The organism is Bacteroides sp. K03 (assembly GCF_019734355.1).
GTDB classification, from domain to species: domain Bacteria; phylum Bacteroidota; class Bacteroidia; order Bacteroidales; family Bacteroidaceae; genus Bacteroides; species Bacteroides nordii.
Genome location: NZ_JAASHC010000001.1, coordinates 350,550 through 367,868, shown reverse-complemented (window position 1 = coordinate 367,868; position 17,319 = coordinate 350,550). Strand labels below are relative to the sequence as shown.

The 17,319-nt window shown below is 39.5% G+C and carries 6 protein-coding genes; 2 read left to right on the top strand and 4 right to left on the bottom strand.

Annotation, left to right across the window (positions count from 1 at the left end):
• The first annotated feature begins 78 nt into the window (after positions 1–78).
• The gene (locus HCG69_RS01215) at positions 79–2,727 is read left to right on the top strand and encodes a glycoside hydrolase family 2 TIM barrel-domain containing protein (RefSeq protein WP_221648511.1); all 2,649 of its coding nucleotides are present in this window, start codon (positions 79–81) and stop codon (positions 2,725–2,727) included.
• Between the two features lie 127 nt (positions 2,728–2,854).
• Here HCG69_RS01215 and HCG69_RS01210 read toward each other — a convergent pair whose 3' ends face one another.
• The 3 genes from HCG69_RS01210 to HCG69_RS01200 form a co-directional block, all read right to left on the bottom strand.
• Complete coding sequence (locus HCG69_RS01210; RefSeq protein ID WP_221648510.1) at positions 2,855–3,868, bottom strand: sugar-binding protein; 1,014 nt, start codon at positions 3,866–3,868, stop codon at positions 2,855–2,857.
• Positions 3,869–3,949: 81 nt separating this feature from the next.
• A complete protein-coding gene (locus tag HCG69_RS01205; protein ID WP_221648509.1) occupies positions 3,950–5,821 on the bottom strand; it encodes a RagB/SusD family nutrient uptake outer membrane protein in 1,872 nt (623 codons plus the stop codon).
• Between the two features lie 52 nt (positions 5,822–5,873).
• The gene (locus HCG69_RS01200; RefSeq protein ID WP_221648508.1) at positions 5,874–9,107 is read right to left on the bottom strand and encodes a TonB-dependent receptor; all 3,234 of its coding nucleotides are present in this window, start codon (positions 9,105–9,107) and stop codon (positions 5,874–5,876) included.
• Between the two features lie 390 nt (positions 9,108–9,497).
• On the opposite strand from HCG69_RS01200, the gene HCG69_RS01195 reads away from it, so the two are divergent.
• Entirely contained in the window at positions 9,498–11,687 is a 2,190-nt protein-coding gene (locus HCG69_RS01195) for a glycoside hydrolase family 97 protein (protein WP_221648507.1), read from the top strand.
• Between the two features lie 253 nt (positions 11,688–11,940).
• On the opposite strand, the gene HCG69_RS01190 is transcribed toward HCG69_RS01195, so the two are convergent.
• The gene (locus HCG69_RS01190) at positions 11,941–17,226 is read right to left on the bottom strand and encodes a leucine-rich repeat protein (RefSeq protein WP_221648506.1); all 5,286 of its coding nucleotides are present in this window, start codon (positions 17,224–17,226) and stop codon (positions 11,941–11,943) included.
• Between the last annotated feature and the right edge of the window lie 93 nt (positions 17,227–17,319).

The window sequence follows — 17,319 nt, the reverse complement described above, 5'->3', positions numbered from 1 at the left end:
AAAAGAGATAACTAATTGATTTATAAAGTTAATAACAAATAAAAAAGTATTCAATTATTAGGAATACAACATAGAAGTATGAAAAGAAAAGCATTATTGGTTCTTTTTCTCATAATAATATGCTACACCGCATACTCTCAGGAGAGATTCTCTGCTGCCGGTTTCTATTCCACAAACAACTCTGAACGTAATATTCTTGACTTCAATTCAGGCTGGAGATTTCACCGGGGGGCTCAATCTGGCGCTTTTTCACAGAGTTTCAATGACCAAACATGGGAAATTGTTAACCTTCCTCATACAGTAGAACTTATGCCATCCGAAGCCAGTGGTTCACGTAATTATCAAGGCCCTGCGTGGTATCGCAAACATTTTACTATCGATACAAAATATCAGGGTAAACGTCTTTCTCTTTATTTCGAAGCCATCATGGGGAAAAGCAGCTTCTATGTAAACGGACAAAAAGTAAAAGAACATTTTGGTGGTTTTCTTCCTGTCACAATAGATTTGACCAAGGCGGGTGTAAAAGCGGGTGATGACGTAGTAATAGCTGTATGTGCAGATAATAGTGACGATCCATCTTTCCCTCCCGGACGTAAACAATACACAATGGACTTCTCTGTTTTTGGAGGAATCTATCGTGATTGTTACTTCATCAGTACCAATGACATTCATATCACCGATGCAAATGCTGCCGGGCAAACAGCAAGCGGAGGTATATTTGTTAGTTATGAAGACATATCCGATCAAAAGGCAAAAATCAATGTTAAAACCCACATTGCCAATGAAGGAAATACAGGGAAAAAAGTAGGGATCGAAACCATTCTCATTGACGCTAATGGAAAGAAAGTCGCTTCAAGCAAGAAAAACCTGCAACTGGCAGCAGGAGCTTCCGGAAGTATAGAACAACAATTATCAGTTAAAACTCCCGCCCTCTGGCATCCGGATACCCCCCATTTATATCAACTCAAAACTGTGGTATATTGCGACGGCAAAGTATGCGACGAAACGATTTCGCGTATTGGTATCCGATCTATCGAGTTTCGTGGTGCCGACGGGTTATATATCAATGGAAAGCCGTTTGAAGATAAGCTGATGGGGGTAAATCGTCATCAGGATTATGCCTATATCGGCAATGCCGTACCCAACAATCTGCAATGGCTGGATGTGAAAAAGCTACGTGATGCCGGATGCCGCATCATACGCTCGGCACACTATCCGCAAGATCCCGCTTTTATGGATGCTTGCGATGAACTGGGTATGTTCATTATCGTAGCAACTCCAGGATGGCAATACTGGAACCCCGATCCTATCTTTGAAGAAAGAATTATTTCTGATATACGCAACATGGTACGCCGTGACCGTAATCATCCTTCTGTTATCATGTGGGAGCCTGTTCTGAACGAAACAGCTTTTCCTGAATCATTTGCTCTGAATGCTTATAATGCTACACATGAAGAGTATCCGTATCCAGGATGCTATGCAAGCATTGACGATAAGAGTAAAGGAGCCTATAAATACGATGTCATCTATACTGCTCCCAAAAATGAAGATTACTATCAGAAATTAGGCAAATCATGTTTCACACGCGAGTTCGGCGACTGTGTAGACGATTGGAACTCACACAATTCTTACAGTCGTGTAGCCCGTGAATGGGGAGAAGAGCCTCAAATACGCCAGGCGCAACATTATGCACGCAAAAAATATGGTGGTTCATTGACCATCGATCAATTCTACAAAGCTCCTAAAGGACACATTGGTGGAGCTTTATGGCATTCTTTCGACCACCAGCGCGGTTATCACCCCGATCCATTCTGGGGAGGTATCATGGATGCCTTCCGTCAACCCAAATATTCTTATTACATGTGGATGAGTCAACGTGATCCGGCTGTTAAATTAACCCAGGCAGATAGTGGTCCAATGGTCTATATTGCCAACGCCATGACTCCGTTTTCACCGGAAGACATAGTAGTTTATTCCAACTGTGACAGCGTACGTATCACTATTAATGGAAAAACAAGCCTGACACAAGTACCTGAAATTGAAGAGAAAGGGATTCGCCACCCTCCCATCACATTCAAGAATGCATACAGTTTTGTAGATGTACGCGCACTACACCGAGCAGACAAAGCAGAAGAATGTAGTATTGTAGCCGAAGGGTTCATAGGAGGAAAGGTGGTAGCCACAGCCAAAAATATGCCATCCAAGCGAAATGAAAAGATAGTGCTGACTATTGATTCCGGGCTCCCACCTCAGGCTAATGGTTCGGACATCGTTACAGTCATCGCTTCTATTACTGACAAAGATGGCTATGTAAAGCGCCTTTCACAAGAAACAGTCATTTTTGAAGTAGAAGGTGAAGGTGAATTGGTAGGTGGTCGTGACATTGAAGCCAACCCAAGAGTTAGCCGCTGGGGAACAGCACCAGCCTTGATACGTACTACCAATAAGGCCGGGAAAGTTAAAGTTACTGCACGCCTGTTACACCCCGGTATTCAGATTCATCCGATAGCTACCGTTGAATTCACTACTATTCCGACAGATCGTCCTGCTATCTATAAGGAGTTACGTGTACCAGCAAAAACTGAACAGTTTAATACAGGAACGGTAGAAGAAATAGATATGAACGAAATAGAACGTCTCGCTAAAGAAGAGCAAGATCGTATCAATGAAATGAAGCAGGTGGAACAGCAACAACGCCATTTCGAAAGTACAGAAAAAAAACAATAAATTCCTCCTATCAAAATCAATTAACTTACACACAAAAGGGGATGTGCCTATTTTGACACATCCCCTAATTTATTTATTTGCGAAATATCCCGAGAAACAATTTACCTGTAAAAAAACAATCAACCTATTATTTTATTATCTTAATGCTTGTACGACCAGCTACGTTCACAATGTAAACGCCTGATTGTAAATCAGACAAATCGACTGCTTGGGTATACGTCAAAGATTTTACAGTTTTCCCAGCGATATCGCAGATGTCCACCTTTAAGTTATCAGCATTTTGAAGAGATAATACTCCGTTAACGAATGTATAATTTACATTTGATATTTCAGTTTGCGCAATGGATGTTGCTCCTCCAAGCGGTCCCATGAAAAGCATTTCTCCCAACTCGGCATTCCATCTCCAAGCATTATGATCTTCTCCTGACCAACCCAGAATTACAACACGAGTGTTGCTATCGTAGTCTGTACAATTAGCAGCATTGATATCAAACAAGATTTTTTTGCCCACTTCAAGATTTCCCTCGTATCCTTCCGGAATTACTTCACTCCATGGTACAATTCCTTCAATATTATATCCCTCAGCAGTCCTTACAGTTTTATATTCATAACCTGTAAGCTTATTATTTACAATTCTACCTCCGGCATAACCTCCACCGGTTGCGCGGTTATCTTCACTGCCAACTGACATACGTAACTGTGAATGGCCACGTCCACGTGCGTCTATTGAAGAATGATACTCATCCCTTCCTTCCGGATCGGGAAAGAAAAACAGTTCGATATTATCCACACCTGTATCCGATTTTTTAAGTGCTTCATCATAAGGTATATATGTATCATCCTTTACCTTAATGAAAAAATAAATGTAACGCTTGTCATATACAGCCTTGAAAGATGCTTCATATCCCCATATATTGGGAACAGGCTCTACACCCCAATCATGTGTTACGACATCAATAGCATTTTCGGTAACTTCGGCTGCCGACCAACAACTCTCATTGGCAACTCCATCAATTTCAATAAACTCATCCGTCGAATAAATATTCATCGTTTTAATGTGCTCATAATAATCCTGAGCGAACAAATTACCAGCTGTCAACATTGAAACAGCAAACGCCAAAATAGTAAACTTTTTTCTCATAATAATTTATTTTTAATTAGTATAAATTCCTCCGAGGGTTTATCCCCCGGAGAGAGGATTGATTGTTCATTTCAAATTTTGTTAGTACCCCGAATTTTGTAATAGTACATTCATTCCTACAAGCTGCCTTTCGGTAAGTGGAATCGGTAAGCGATGATGTTTGTTAGGTTCAAATCCCCTACTTGCAAATAATTCTTCGGCTTTGTTCCAACGCAAGTAGTCGAACCACAAATGAGTCTCAAGACATAATTCTTTCTCACGTTCCTTTATTATGGCATCCATAAAATCACCACTATCTTCCGAAGAAGGATAATCGACAGATACAGTCACAGCTAAAGATGCATCATCAAACGGATACCCCCACGCTCTTCTTCTTACTTTATTCAAATATTTCTTAGCATTAGTCATATCAGCCGTTTTATAACATGCCTCAGCATATTGCAAATACAGATCGGCAAGACGGAAAATACGTTGATTGATTGAATTATGCCCTTCAAAGCCCGGCAACCCTTCTGTTGCCCAATTCTCTATCGCATTATAAGGAATGTATTTTTTAAATCCATAATAACTGTTAGGATAAGGTTTTATATTGGTCCCGGCCCAATTCGTCGATATAGAGTCTCTTCCTGGAACATAGAAGGAAGCGTACATACGGGGATCTGCGGCACGTGATTCATTCAGGAAGGTCTGAATGTATTTACTGTTTACTGTACCCCAACCCGGTTCTGTCTTAACATTCAAGCGATATCCATTGGCCCTTAATACTGTATTTATATCATTTCCTAAAGCATCCCAGTCACCTGTATAAAGGTTGAAAAACTCTTCCTCAGAGAAAACCTGTACTCCTATCGCGGTTCCATATATTTTCATCAATTCCCGTAGAACAATATTAGTTTCACTATTGGAAGGTAATGAAACATATTTGTCATACACTTCCTGGGTAATCTCATAACCTGTATTGTATTTATTCACCCAATCCATTGCTACATTTACAATTCCAAAACCACCACCGACACCATCGGGGCCTAAACGTCTCCATAAATAAGAACCGGCCTTGGTATCGTCATTTACAGTCTGGAACTGTATCTCAAAAATAGATTCAGAATTATTCTCATGATTGAAATCGAAATTCCACGCATATTCCTTAGTTAATTGATATTCTCCACCGGTCTGATTTCCGCACTCCATTGCTTTAACAAACCACTCTTTCGCTTTCCCATAATCTTCGAGATACATATACACTTGTCCCAGATATCCTGCGGCTGCACCTTTTGTTACCGCTCCTAATTTAGTGGTTTGCCACGAAGTTGGTAAGCGGTTATATGCCGTCTCAAAATTGGTAATTATTTCATTCCAGCACTCACCTAAAGTATTACGTGGTATCATTAACTGATCTCTCGAAACAATCAATGTATCGACTATAGGCACTCCTAAGCCGTTGGGATCATACTGCGGATGCGATGGTAATTTATCCCCGAACGAACGGGTTAAAGACATATAAGCAAAACCACGAAGGAAATTACATTCTCCGATCATCTTGTCCAATTCCTGATTTTCAGTTTGAGTCAACGAACCGCTATTCCTCAATGAATATATTTTTGTACATACGTCGTTAGATCTGGAAATGATAGAATAAAGATTTTTCCAATAGCAGTAAATCGCACTGGAACCATCGAAATATCCAAAGTTTACCATTGGTTTTACATCTTCCAGAGTTGCCCTGAATTCAAGCTCGCCGGTTGCAAAACAGGTATAATAATATATCCCATAAAAATACAACCATTCACCGTACAATCCATTATAGGCTCCATTAAGAGCCGTCTGGGCATTTTCAACACTGTTTATAAGATCATCGGACGGGATACCTCCATAGTTCTCGACATCCACAAAGTCTTCACATGATGTAAAACATCCGAAAACGACGATGCACAGTATCAATTTTATATATTTCATAATATGTTTATTGTTTTTCTGATTATAAAATAGTTTTCATCATTTCCTGCATTTAAAAATCTATCTGCAGACCGAATAAGAATGTTTTATACTGCGGATAATTACCGGTATCTATACCAAATGCAGTATTCTGTGAAGCCGAAAATTCTGGATCAAAACCTTCATATTTGGTAAATGTCAGTAAATTCTGTGCAGAAGCGTAAATGCGAAGTTTAGATATAGCACACTTACTCAGCCATTGCTGTGGAAATGTAAACCCTATGTGAATGTTCTTCATCCTCAGATATGATCCATCCTCGATATACCATGTCGAAACGGAACTTTTATTATTATTCGGGTCGCTGGTAGAACTTCTGAAGTTTTCATTCGTACTTCCAGGACCTGTCCATCTGTCCAGTGCATGAGTGGTCGTATTATAATCATTATACAATGAATGGGTTACCTGACGGAAGTTATTGAAAATATCATTGCCCTGAACCCCTTGAAACAGCACATTGAAATCAAACCATTTGTAGTTCAGATCGATATGGAACCCATAGGTAAAATCCGGCCATGGATCACCAACATGTACAATATCGTCGGAGGTTATATGCCCGTCATTGTTTACATCCCTGAATATCAAGTCTCCAGGACCTGTTCCCGTCTGTTGGTAATAACTGTACCCATTTTCCTGCGCTTTTTTGTTGTATTCATCTACTTCTTCCTGCGTTTGGAATACCCCTATTGCATCGTATGCAAAAAATGAACCGATAGGAAGTCCTACTTGTGTGACAGATACATTCTGACTACCCAAAACCTTCCGATCTGAATATAATACTGCGTTGCTTCCATCTGTGTTCTTTACCTTATTGCGTACATAGCCCAGGTTGGCACCAACGGAGTAACTGAGTTCCTTACCTATTCTATTGCGATAACTAACTTCCACATCAAAACCTGTATTCCTTATTTTTCCAACATTAAAAGTATAGAACACGTCTTGTAGATTAGTTCCCAGTCCTGCCATTGCAGGCAACGAACTCTTGAACAATGCATTTGAAGTATTTTTGATATACCAGTCGAATGTAAACTGCAAGGAATTATTAAACGCTCCTACATCGAGTCCAAGGTTGATTGTAGAGATTTCTTCCCACTTAATTTTATGATTGGGTAACTTATCAAGACGAAGTCCGGTCACAGATGTCTGATTACCATCGGCATCTGTACTTCCCAATGCATAGTTGGCATTCGGGGTGATATAGTTGGCTGTATAGAGAAACTGCTGTATGCCACCCATATTTCCTAAAAGTCCCCAGGATGCTCTGAGCTTAAGATCAGACAACCACGAAAATGACTGGTTATCTTTTATAAAATTCTCATTGCTGATCCGCCACGCTCCCGAAAAGGAAGGGAAGTTTCCCCAGCGATTTTCGGGTCCAAAACGATCATAGCCATCACGTCTGATCATCGCCATGAATATATATTTATCCATTAAGCTATAGTTTACACGTCCGAAATACGACAGATAAGCACCATTCGAATAAGTATCGCTTGCCTGTCGGTTTACTGCATCTGCCAAAGATGCACGGTAAATATCGCCGATCATATTTTTAGCACTAACATTAACTCCAGTAGAATAAGATTTTTCGCATTCCATACCAGCCATCAAAGCAAGAGAATGTATGTCATTGAAGGTCTTATTATAATTTGCAACGAGATTTCCCCCCAATGAATATCCCCTTGAAACGGCCTGATACATAGACGAATATAATTTACTCTCGGCGGCATATTGATATTGTCCGGCTTCCTGGCGGCTATCGGCTGTAAAAAAGCCACCGAACATAGTTGCTGTTATAGTTAAATCTTTTATCGGTTGCAACCTTAAATAGATATTTCCGTTTACTTTGAAGTCCTTTGCTCTGTTATCTGCAGTTTCTTCATATGCCAGCAGGTTACGTCCGTCGTATGCGGCAAGCATATTTTCGATACTTGTCTCTTTTCCCGATATGGGATCTATGATAGGACTCCCGTCCACATTGGTCTTTGGGAAATACCCATACCCTCCCGGCTGATTGGTACTGTCATAGGGCATCATGAAAGGTACGGTACGCATGTAACTAACAAGGTAGTTTGAATTTGAATTTTGTTTTTTATTGACGTGGAGGATTTGCATATTTTCGCCAAATGTAGCCCATTTATTCAATTTTATTTCAGAATTAAGGCGAAACGAATAGCGTCTGAAACGTGTATCCAAATATGTCCCTCCTTCATCATATAAGTTAAATGAAGCGTAATAGTTATATTCATCTGTTCCTTTGCTGAAAGAAAGGTCATAGTTCTGAGTTAATCCCGTATCGAAAATAATATCTTTCCAGTTATAATCGACATTGGTCAGATCATAATCCAATGCGTAAGCCATGATGTTCTTACCACCACTACTGCTATATTGGCTCGGAAAAGCCAGCATTTCAGCTTCTGTCATTTTCCCCTGTCCGCGGAAGTCTTCCAGTCTTAATTCCTTTAATTGTCTTGTACTAAGCACATCAGGCATTTTGGTAGGAGTATTAAACCCAACATAGGAATTAAAACTTATTTTGGACTCTCCTTTCTTACCCCGTTTCGTTGTCACAAGAATTACTCCATTTGCAGCCTGTGCTCCATAAATAGCAGCAGCAGAACCATCTCTAAGTATTTCTACTGATTCGGCGTCATTCATATTGAATTCTGCTCCCGGATTTTGAGGCACTCCATCAATTATCCAGAGCGGCCCCGAACTATTAAAAGAACCAACACCACGAAGTCGGATATCGGCCGTTGCACCAGGTTCTCCACTCGATTTTGTAACAAGCATACCTGGAACTTTTCCTTGCAGAGCTGACTCAATACCAGCGCTGGCCGTATTTTCCATGTCTTTTACCTTAACTGAAGAAATGGCTCCAGTTATATCACTTTTTTTCACCTTTCCGTAGCCTATCACAACAAAATCATCCAGCATCTGCGTTTCTTCAACCATCGTAATATTAATGACTGTCTGATTGCCTACAACAACAGATTGTGATTTAAAGCCAACATAACTGAACGTTAGTTCAGCCGTCGAAGTAACCCGGATTGAATAATTACCATCCAAGTCAGTAATTGAACCTACGGATGAACTCATGTTTGCATCATTTGCCTTGATAGAAACTCCTATCAACGGCTCTCCACTATCACTTTTTACATTTCCTTTTATGGTCTTTATTTGAGCAAATAAAAAAACCGGAAGAAATAGAAAAAGAAACAAAAGAATCTTTTTAGATAAGTTGTTTTCCATGTATATCTCTAATTAGTTTTAATGATTGATATTAGAATCAAAAAATTCTATGGAACAAAAGTATCCTGTTTTTTTTTCTTGTAGAACGATAAACTATGAAAAAATCCCAAACAAAACACGACTAAAACAGAGATAAAGCAATCATAAAGAAGATAAACCACTAGCATTCAGAAAATTACATATTTTTCATATCACAGAAATAAACTTAAAGGCAATAAGTTATAATTGAAAAAAATTGTATTTTTGCAATGGTGATCTTAACATCATTATATCGTGAATGAAAGCAACCGGAGGAAATCACCGACACTACAATCCTCGTGCTATTTTAAATATCCAAAGGAAAATTTCATATCAACCATATTTTAATTTAATAACAGATACTAAAAGAACATGAAAAAGTTATTTTTTCTATTGAGTTGTTGTCTAATGGCAGGAACTATCCATTCGCTCGAATTACAATCACCTGATGGTAATTTGAAAATGCAATTCCAGATTTTAAAGAATGGAATTCCCGCTTATTCATTATCCTATAAAGGAAAAGAGGTAATAAATCCCAGTAAACTCGGATTGGTTTTGCAAGGAGGGGATGATGTTGGATTTGGAACTGAAATAATAAAAAGTTCCGACCCTAAAACATCTTTGTATGATGGTTTCTCATTATTAGAAACCAAAGAGGATAGTTTTGATGAAACATGGCAACCTGTTTGGGGAGAAAACAAATACATCCGTAATCACTATAACGAACTATCGGTATTATTAAAGCAGGCCCAGACGGATAGAAATCTCTTGATACGCTTTCGCCTGTTCGACGATGGCCTGGGATTCAGATATGAATTTCCAAACCAGAAAAGCCTCATTTATTTCGTGATAAAAGAGGAGTTAACGGAATTTGCCATGACTGGCGACCATACTGCTTATTGGATTCCGGGAGATTATGATACTCAAGAATACGATTATACCGTATCGAAACTTTCGGAAGTCAGAAAGTTAATGCCAGGTGCCAGGACCGGTAATGTTTCTGAAACTGAATTTTCTCCAACCGGGGTCCAGACTTCGTTACAACTAAAAACAGCCGATGGTATTTATATAAATTTGCATGAAGCTGCTCTTATAAATTATGGATGTATGCATCTTGATCTGGATGACAAAAATTTCATTTTCCGCTCATGGATAAATCCCGATGCCAATGGATCAAAAGGAAACATGCAAGCACCCTGTAATACACCTTGGCGAACAATCATTGTAAGCGATGACGCCCGTGATATTTTAGCATCAAATATCACATTAAATTTAAATGAGCCCTGTAAGATAGAGGATACTTCGTGGATAAAACCAATGAAATATGTAGGTGTCTGGTGGGAAATGATTACGGGGATGAAAGACTGGTCTTATACAAACGAATTGACAAGTGTACATCTTGGAATAGATGACTTTACAAAAGTAAAACCCCATGGAAGGCATGGTGCTACAACTGAGAACGTGAAACGACATATTGATTTTGCAGCAAAACATGGCTTTGACGGAGTATTGGTTGAAGGTTGGAATATCGGATGGGAAGACTGGTTTGGTTTTACGAAAGATTATGTATTCGATTTTTTAACTCCATATCCCGATTTCGATATTGAAGAAATTTATCAGTATGCAAAAAGCAAAGGTGTGAAAATGATTATGCACCATGAAACATCTTCTTCCATCCGTAACTACGAACGGCATCTGGAAAAAGCTTATCAGCTGATGAATAAATATGAATATCCTGCCGTAAAAAGCGGATATGTAGGAGATATTATTCCCAGAGGAGAATACCATTATAGCCAATGGATGAATAACCATTATCAGTATGCAATTGAAAAAGCAGCAGAATATAAAATTATGGTAAACGCACATGAGGCAGTCAGGCCAACCGGAATCTGCCGTACATGGCCAAACCTTATAGGAAATGAAGCGACAAGAGGAACAGAATATCAGGCATACGGAGGAAACAAAGCCAGTCACACTTCCATATTACCTTTTACTCGTGTTATCGGAGGGCCTATTGATTTCACTCCCGGTGTTTTTGAGATGGACATGACTAAGTTAAATCCAAAGAACCCTTCTCATTGTAATTCAACTTTAGCAAACCAACTGGCTCTTTATGTTACAATGAGTAGTCCTCTGCAAATGGCATGCGATTTACCAGAAAATTATGATCGCTTTCCTGATGCTTTTCAGTTTATCAAAGACGTAGCGTTGGATTGGGATGAAAGTATCTATCTGGAAGCCGAACCGAACGAATATATTACAGTAGCACGTAAAGCTAAGAATACAGACAATTGGTTTGTCGGTAATACTGCTGGAAATAATAAATTTACATCAAATATAACCTTTGATTTTCTTGATTCCGACAAGGTATATGTGGCCACAATCTATGCGGACGGTAAAGATGCAGATTACAAAACCAATCCCCAGGCATATACTATTAGAAAAGTTCTTGTAACAAATAAGTCCAAATTGACACAGGTATCAGTAGTAGGAGGAGGCTATGCGATCAGCATCGTTCCGGTAACAGACAAATCCCAATTGAAAGGATTAAGAAAATTATAAGAGTTATTTTTAATCAAATAGTGAAAGGTGCCCTGATCGGCACCTTTTTTTAGTTTGTTTATTGGGGATCTTTATTCACAGGTAAATTATCAGATAGATAAAAAACACACGAAAAAACAAAGTATATGATATTACAGTTTAATCCAGAATCCCTAAAAACAGAAATATAAAAAAGCCAGGATAATCGTTTCTGATTTCCTGGCTTTTCATTTTTGCGACCAATATTTAACTATCAGTCAGATATGCAATCTCCTTATTTAAGTATGATCTTCTTACTCACCCTTTCATTCGGAGTTGTAACTTCAAGAATATAGATCCCCTTTGGCACATTCGATATATCAATTGAATTACTATTTGCCATTTTCCGCTGTATAACCTTTCTGCCATCAACTGATATTAATGAAACCGCATATTCGGCTATATTTGTATCGATATTAATGGTTGTTGTCGCCGGATTCGGGTAAACAGTAAATTTTGTATTACTATCACCTTCTTCCTCTTCTATGCCGGTTGGAGTCAGGCTTCTTATCATATAATGAATCACTTTTGCATATCCATTTTCTTCACCCAATAATTCATAAGTACCATCTGCATTCTTACGCGCATTTAAAGCATAAGTTATATCGGTCCAACCACTCGTTTTACCAACTTCCACTCCAGGAGATACTTCTCCTACAAACTCTTGGGTATCCCTGTTATAAACATTTATAACACCATTACGGGTAAGGAATACAAAGAAGTAGTCACCGGCAAAAGCCAGAGATTTAGCACTAAGGTCTTCATTTACCGTAGCAACCGGTATCAGCATTTCCTTATCATATTGCCATTGTTCGGAAGGTACATTGTTGATATTTGCAAGTTTTGCTTTTATATTTTTATAAGTCAATAATGTAGATCCTGCACGTCCCCATACACTCGGGTTAGGATTTGGATTGGCTTGAGTATAACAAGTAACATAGAGTTCATCGCGTTCCGAATCGTACATTACACGTCCAGCTTCAATTATATAACTCGGAAGCTTGTATGATACAGGATTTTCATATTCCAAAATGCCTTTTTCATTTACACGCTTCACTTTAAACAATTTGAACTGAATATTGGTCGGAGCACTTACAGCATCGGTCATCCAAACATTCCCATCTTTATCAGGATACATAGAGAATGTATTTACAACTGTGGGGAAAGTATTGATTTCATCGTCTGTTTTCTGTCCATCTCCATTCTTATCTTCCCAGTAGTACTCTTTCCGGATATCATTACATGGAATAGCAATGTATCCATGCTTTTCCTTGTCAAAACGATATACGCCTAATATGCTTGAGTACATATTGGTCACGTACATGAAATCATGCCCATCTATTTTCCGGTTGAATACCCCACAGATAATAGGTGATGGGAAATTACGGAAATCATTGGGAAAAGTAAACGGGTCGAAGGATGATGCGACAAGCCTATCCAAACGGCCTCCAAGCTTAGAATAGTCCACTTCATGTATTTTATCCGGTGTAAAGAATACGTTTTGATTATTCAAATCAAAATCAGCCGTAGTTGTAAATGAAAGACCTTCAAGTTTCCAGTTCAGCTCCTGTGTTTCTTCTTTATAAGAATACAGTACGGCAGTTGAAGTTCCGACAAACATATTGGATATATATATATTCCCATTTCCATCAACACCTACACCTGTAGGACCAGGGAAACGCATATGGCCAACCTCTCCTTGCAAATATTCTCCGCCTCCTTCACTTAGAGGTTTAGGAGATTTTACGAAAATACCTCCTTTTACTCCAAATGTTGAAGACTGAACAGGTGATGAATAGATATCAGTATATATCAGCACATTCAGGTCTTTTCCTGAATTAGGCAGTAAAATACGATTTTTATAAGTGTCTACTGAGAATGACTTAGCCTCAACACCCTCAGGTATTATTATTGTCGATTGGGCACGAATGGCTCCACTGGTCAAACTTATTGCAACAATTCTTTTCATATCGGGTTGAAGCATCCATACATAGCCTTTATTGTCTGCAACGATATATCCCACACCACCTTCTGTAATCTGGAAACCTCCGTTAGCAGTAGCACTGGTACGCATGGTCGTTTTATCGTATATTTTCAGAGAGTCCGGTATATTCTGCGACGGAACTCCAGGCACGGCAACAATAAGGTCATTACCTCTGATTGCCAACCCTGCCAGATACTGATCTGCATGTGTAGCGATACGCATCAAATTTTCAGCAGGACCATATCCCGTAGAGAATCTGGATGAAATACCATCGCTTACTCTATAGCGAGCAACAAAATGCCATACAGCTTCTTTGGGCGGGAATCTTTGTAGTCCGTTGGTGTTTTTACTTACACCACCATCTCCCGCATGACCACTAAAACTCATCAACTGGTAAACATAACTGTTATCAAGAACCACAGCTTTACCCGAGTTCCGCCCCCAACTACCTGTTCCCGATTCAAAAGGAACACTATGAACAGCTCCATCTTTCCATAATCCAACATTTGTGCCGCCTTCATCCCAACCACAAATGCTTGCAACAATACCATCTTCACGAACGAAAATCGATTCCATACTGTGAGGGATATGGTTAGCGGGTTTTCCTCCATCGTTAGCGATCCATGACGTTTGATAATCAGAAAGATCTCCTGAAATTACCTCGCGATAAGTAGGTGTGAGAGTAACGTCAGCACCAGGCATAGTAATTGAAGTTGTTGCTTTTGTCTCATCGTTATTTTCAAAGATAACCGTACCGGTGGAAGTAACAACCCATTTATCGAAAACCTCACCATTTATTTCTTCCGGAACCGAAATTTCCACAATGGCACCTTCGTATGCTATACCCGTTCCAAGAGGTGACTTAATAGTTGCTGTACCGTCACTATCTTCTAATGTGACATTGTAAAACGGTATATACTTTCCACCATATGCTGATAGATTTCCCCAACCGGCATAAGAAGATAGAGATACCCCAGGCACGTAAATATTAAGCGGTTCAGTAGTGTTTGTTCCCACCTGAATAAATGCATTTGCCCCACAAACAGGAGGTGTAATGGCACGGGAAATTATAGATGTTACATTCCCACGGCGACAGAATGCAGCCGATCCGATATTTGTAAGCGTTGAGGGAAGGTCTATTTTCGTCAATGCTCCTGACCCATCCGTAACATTCTCACTGGCACTTAATCTGATTGCATTATCACCTATGATTTTTACACCTTCAGTAAATACAAATTTCTCAACACCGGAAGCTTCACCAAAGAAACGGAAGTTATTGTCAAATGTCACAGATTCCACCAATGTCCCGTCAACGGTTACTTCGGTAATCGCCGGAGGACAATAAACGAGTTTGTTAGTTGCAAGATCGACCAGAAGTCCCGAAGATGATGCAAAATGGGTATTCCCTTCTGCAACTAAAATTTCCTTCAGAGCCGTTGAATACCTAAATGTAGCACCTAAATTCGAGAATGTTTCCAATGTAGATGGTAATATCAGGGTTTCCAGTATATGGTTATAATAAAAAGACTGGTCCTGTATTTTGGTCACTTTCTCAGGTACGACATACTCCGCCCCGGGTTTTCCACAAGGATATTTTAACAATGTTCTTCCCCCATCTACAAATATAACCCCGTCGACTGTTGTTATTACAGTATTATCCGGAAATGCATAACCGGTAACTCCCTGGCAATCATTAAAGCGCCCTAACAAAGCAGGTGCACTTGTCAGTGAAGAAGGAAACGTCAGTATTCCCATTAATGCACTGCTATTGAAAACACCACTTTCGATATTATTCAGCTTAGCCGGAAATTTTATTGTTTCAATGGTCTTATTATTCGCAAATGCGTTACTTGTTAAAGTGGTTGTTTTTTCATCTGCCGACAGATCAAGCATTGTAAGGGATTCCATAGCATTCAGCATAGCAAAATCAGAAGATGACAAAGCAGCACCATCCGTGTTGTTTATTACAGTTAGTTTTGTAATAATGTTCACATCATGCGAACTGAGAGCACTTGCCAGATTAACCGATGCTGATAAAGTTACTTCTACCTCTGAATTAGGAACTACTGTTTTATAGGTTGGTGTAAGCGTTACATCCGCAGCAGGCATAGTTATAGTGGTCGATGCAAGTGCCATATCATCATTTTCAAAACTAACCGTACCTGCTGAAACAACCACCCATTTATCGAAGGACTTTCCTTCCGGTGCTTCCGGGGCAGAAATAGTTACAGTTGCACCAGCATAGGCTATATCTGTACCAATAGATGATTGAATACCTCCTGTACCGTCATTATCTGTAAGGGTAATGTTATAAAATGCTTTATATACTCCACCATATGCCGATAAATTTCCCCAACCAGCATAAGTAGACAAAGATGCTGCAGGAACATAGATATTAAGTGGGTCGGTATTGGATTTTCCTACATCATAAAATGCATTACCTCCACAAACAGGTGGCGTAACAGCACGACAAACGATCTGAGTTACATTTCCACGACGGCAGAATGCATTACCCCCGACTGTAGTAATTGTAGACGGAAGATAGATTTCCGTCAATGCTCCCGAACCGTCTGCCAGGTTTTCACTATTGTTAAGCCTTGCGCCATTATCCGCTATAGATAGGATACCTTCAGTAAAGACCATTTTCTGTACATCGGGCGAACCACCAAAGAAACGGTAAGCAGGCGTCGTTTCAACTAAAGTCCCGTCAACGATCACTTCTGTGATTCTCGGAGGACAATAAATTAAGCTTTTAGCTGCACGATCCACCAAGATGCCCGACGAGGAAGCATACAACGTGTTTCCTTCAGCTACGTAGACTGCTTTGAAAGCCGTTGACTCCCTAAAGGTAGAATTTCCGACTATCTGTTGCATCGTTGCCGGAAGTGTAAGGATTTCTAAGATATGGTTATAGTAAAATGACTGATCCTGTATCTTTATGACTCCTTCAGGCACAACATATTCGGTATCAGGCTTTCCACAAGGATACTTTAACAGTGTTGTTCCGCCGTCTGTAAATGCAACTCCGTCTACAGCTGTTATAACTGTATTTTCAGGAAATTCAAAAGCTGTAACTCCCTGACAGTCATTGAAGCGCCCTACCACAGAACCGGCAGCCGTTAACGATGGTGGAAAGGTCAATACTCCCTTCAATGCACTACTATTAAAAACAGCTGCACCAACGTTATTCAGATTAGAAGGAAATTTGATTGTTTCAATCGTTTTATTATTTTCAAAAGCCCTGTCTGTCAGTGTCGTCGTCTTTTTATCCGCCGATAAATCCAGGTAAGTAAGAGCATTCATTGCATTCAGTGTTGCAAAATCAGTAGAAGATAAGGCAGCACCATCAGTGTTGTTTATCACGGTCAGTTTCGTAATCGTATTTATATCTGTACCGAGGGAATTAAGAGCACTCGACAAGTTGACAGACGATGTCAGAGTAACTTCTTTTTCCACCTGGGCAAGCACCGTTCCTGATATACAGAAAATGGTTGCAACCAGAAAATACCTTTTAAGGAAAAAATTCAAGTTTTTCATATACATTTGAGTTTAAGAAATATTAATGAGTTCACAAATATAATAATATCGGCATTGTTTATCACGCCAGTTTCGGAATCGTATTTATATCTG

Excerpts from the sequence above, each read along its gene's own strand:
- HCG69_RS01215 (WP_221648511.1), top strand. The coding sequence starts at position 79 with ATGAAAAGAAAAGCATTATTGGTTCTTTTTCTCATAATAATATGCTAC.
- HCG69_RS01210 (WP_221648510.1), bottom strand. The coding sequence starts at position 3,868 with ATGAGAAAAAAGTTTACTATTTTGGCGTTTGCTGTTTCAATGTTGACA.
- HCG69_RS01205 (WP_221648509.1), bottom strand. The coding sequence starts at position 5,821 with ATGAAATATATAAAATTGATACTGTGCATCGTCGTTTTCGGATGTTTT.
- HCG69_RS01200 (WP_221648508.1), bottom strand. The coding sequence starts at position 9,107 with ATGGAAAACAACTTATCTAAAAAGATTCTTTTGTTTCTTTTTCTATTT.
- HCG69_RS01195 (WP_221648507.1), top strand. The coding sequence starts at position 9,498 with ATGAAAAAGTTATTTTTTCTATTGAGTTGTTGTCTAATGGCAGGAACT.
- HCG69_RS01190 (WP_221648506.1), bottom strand. The coding sequence starts at position 17,226 with ATGAAAAACTTGAATTTTTTCCTTAAAAGGTATTTTCTGGTTGCAACC.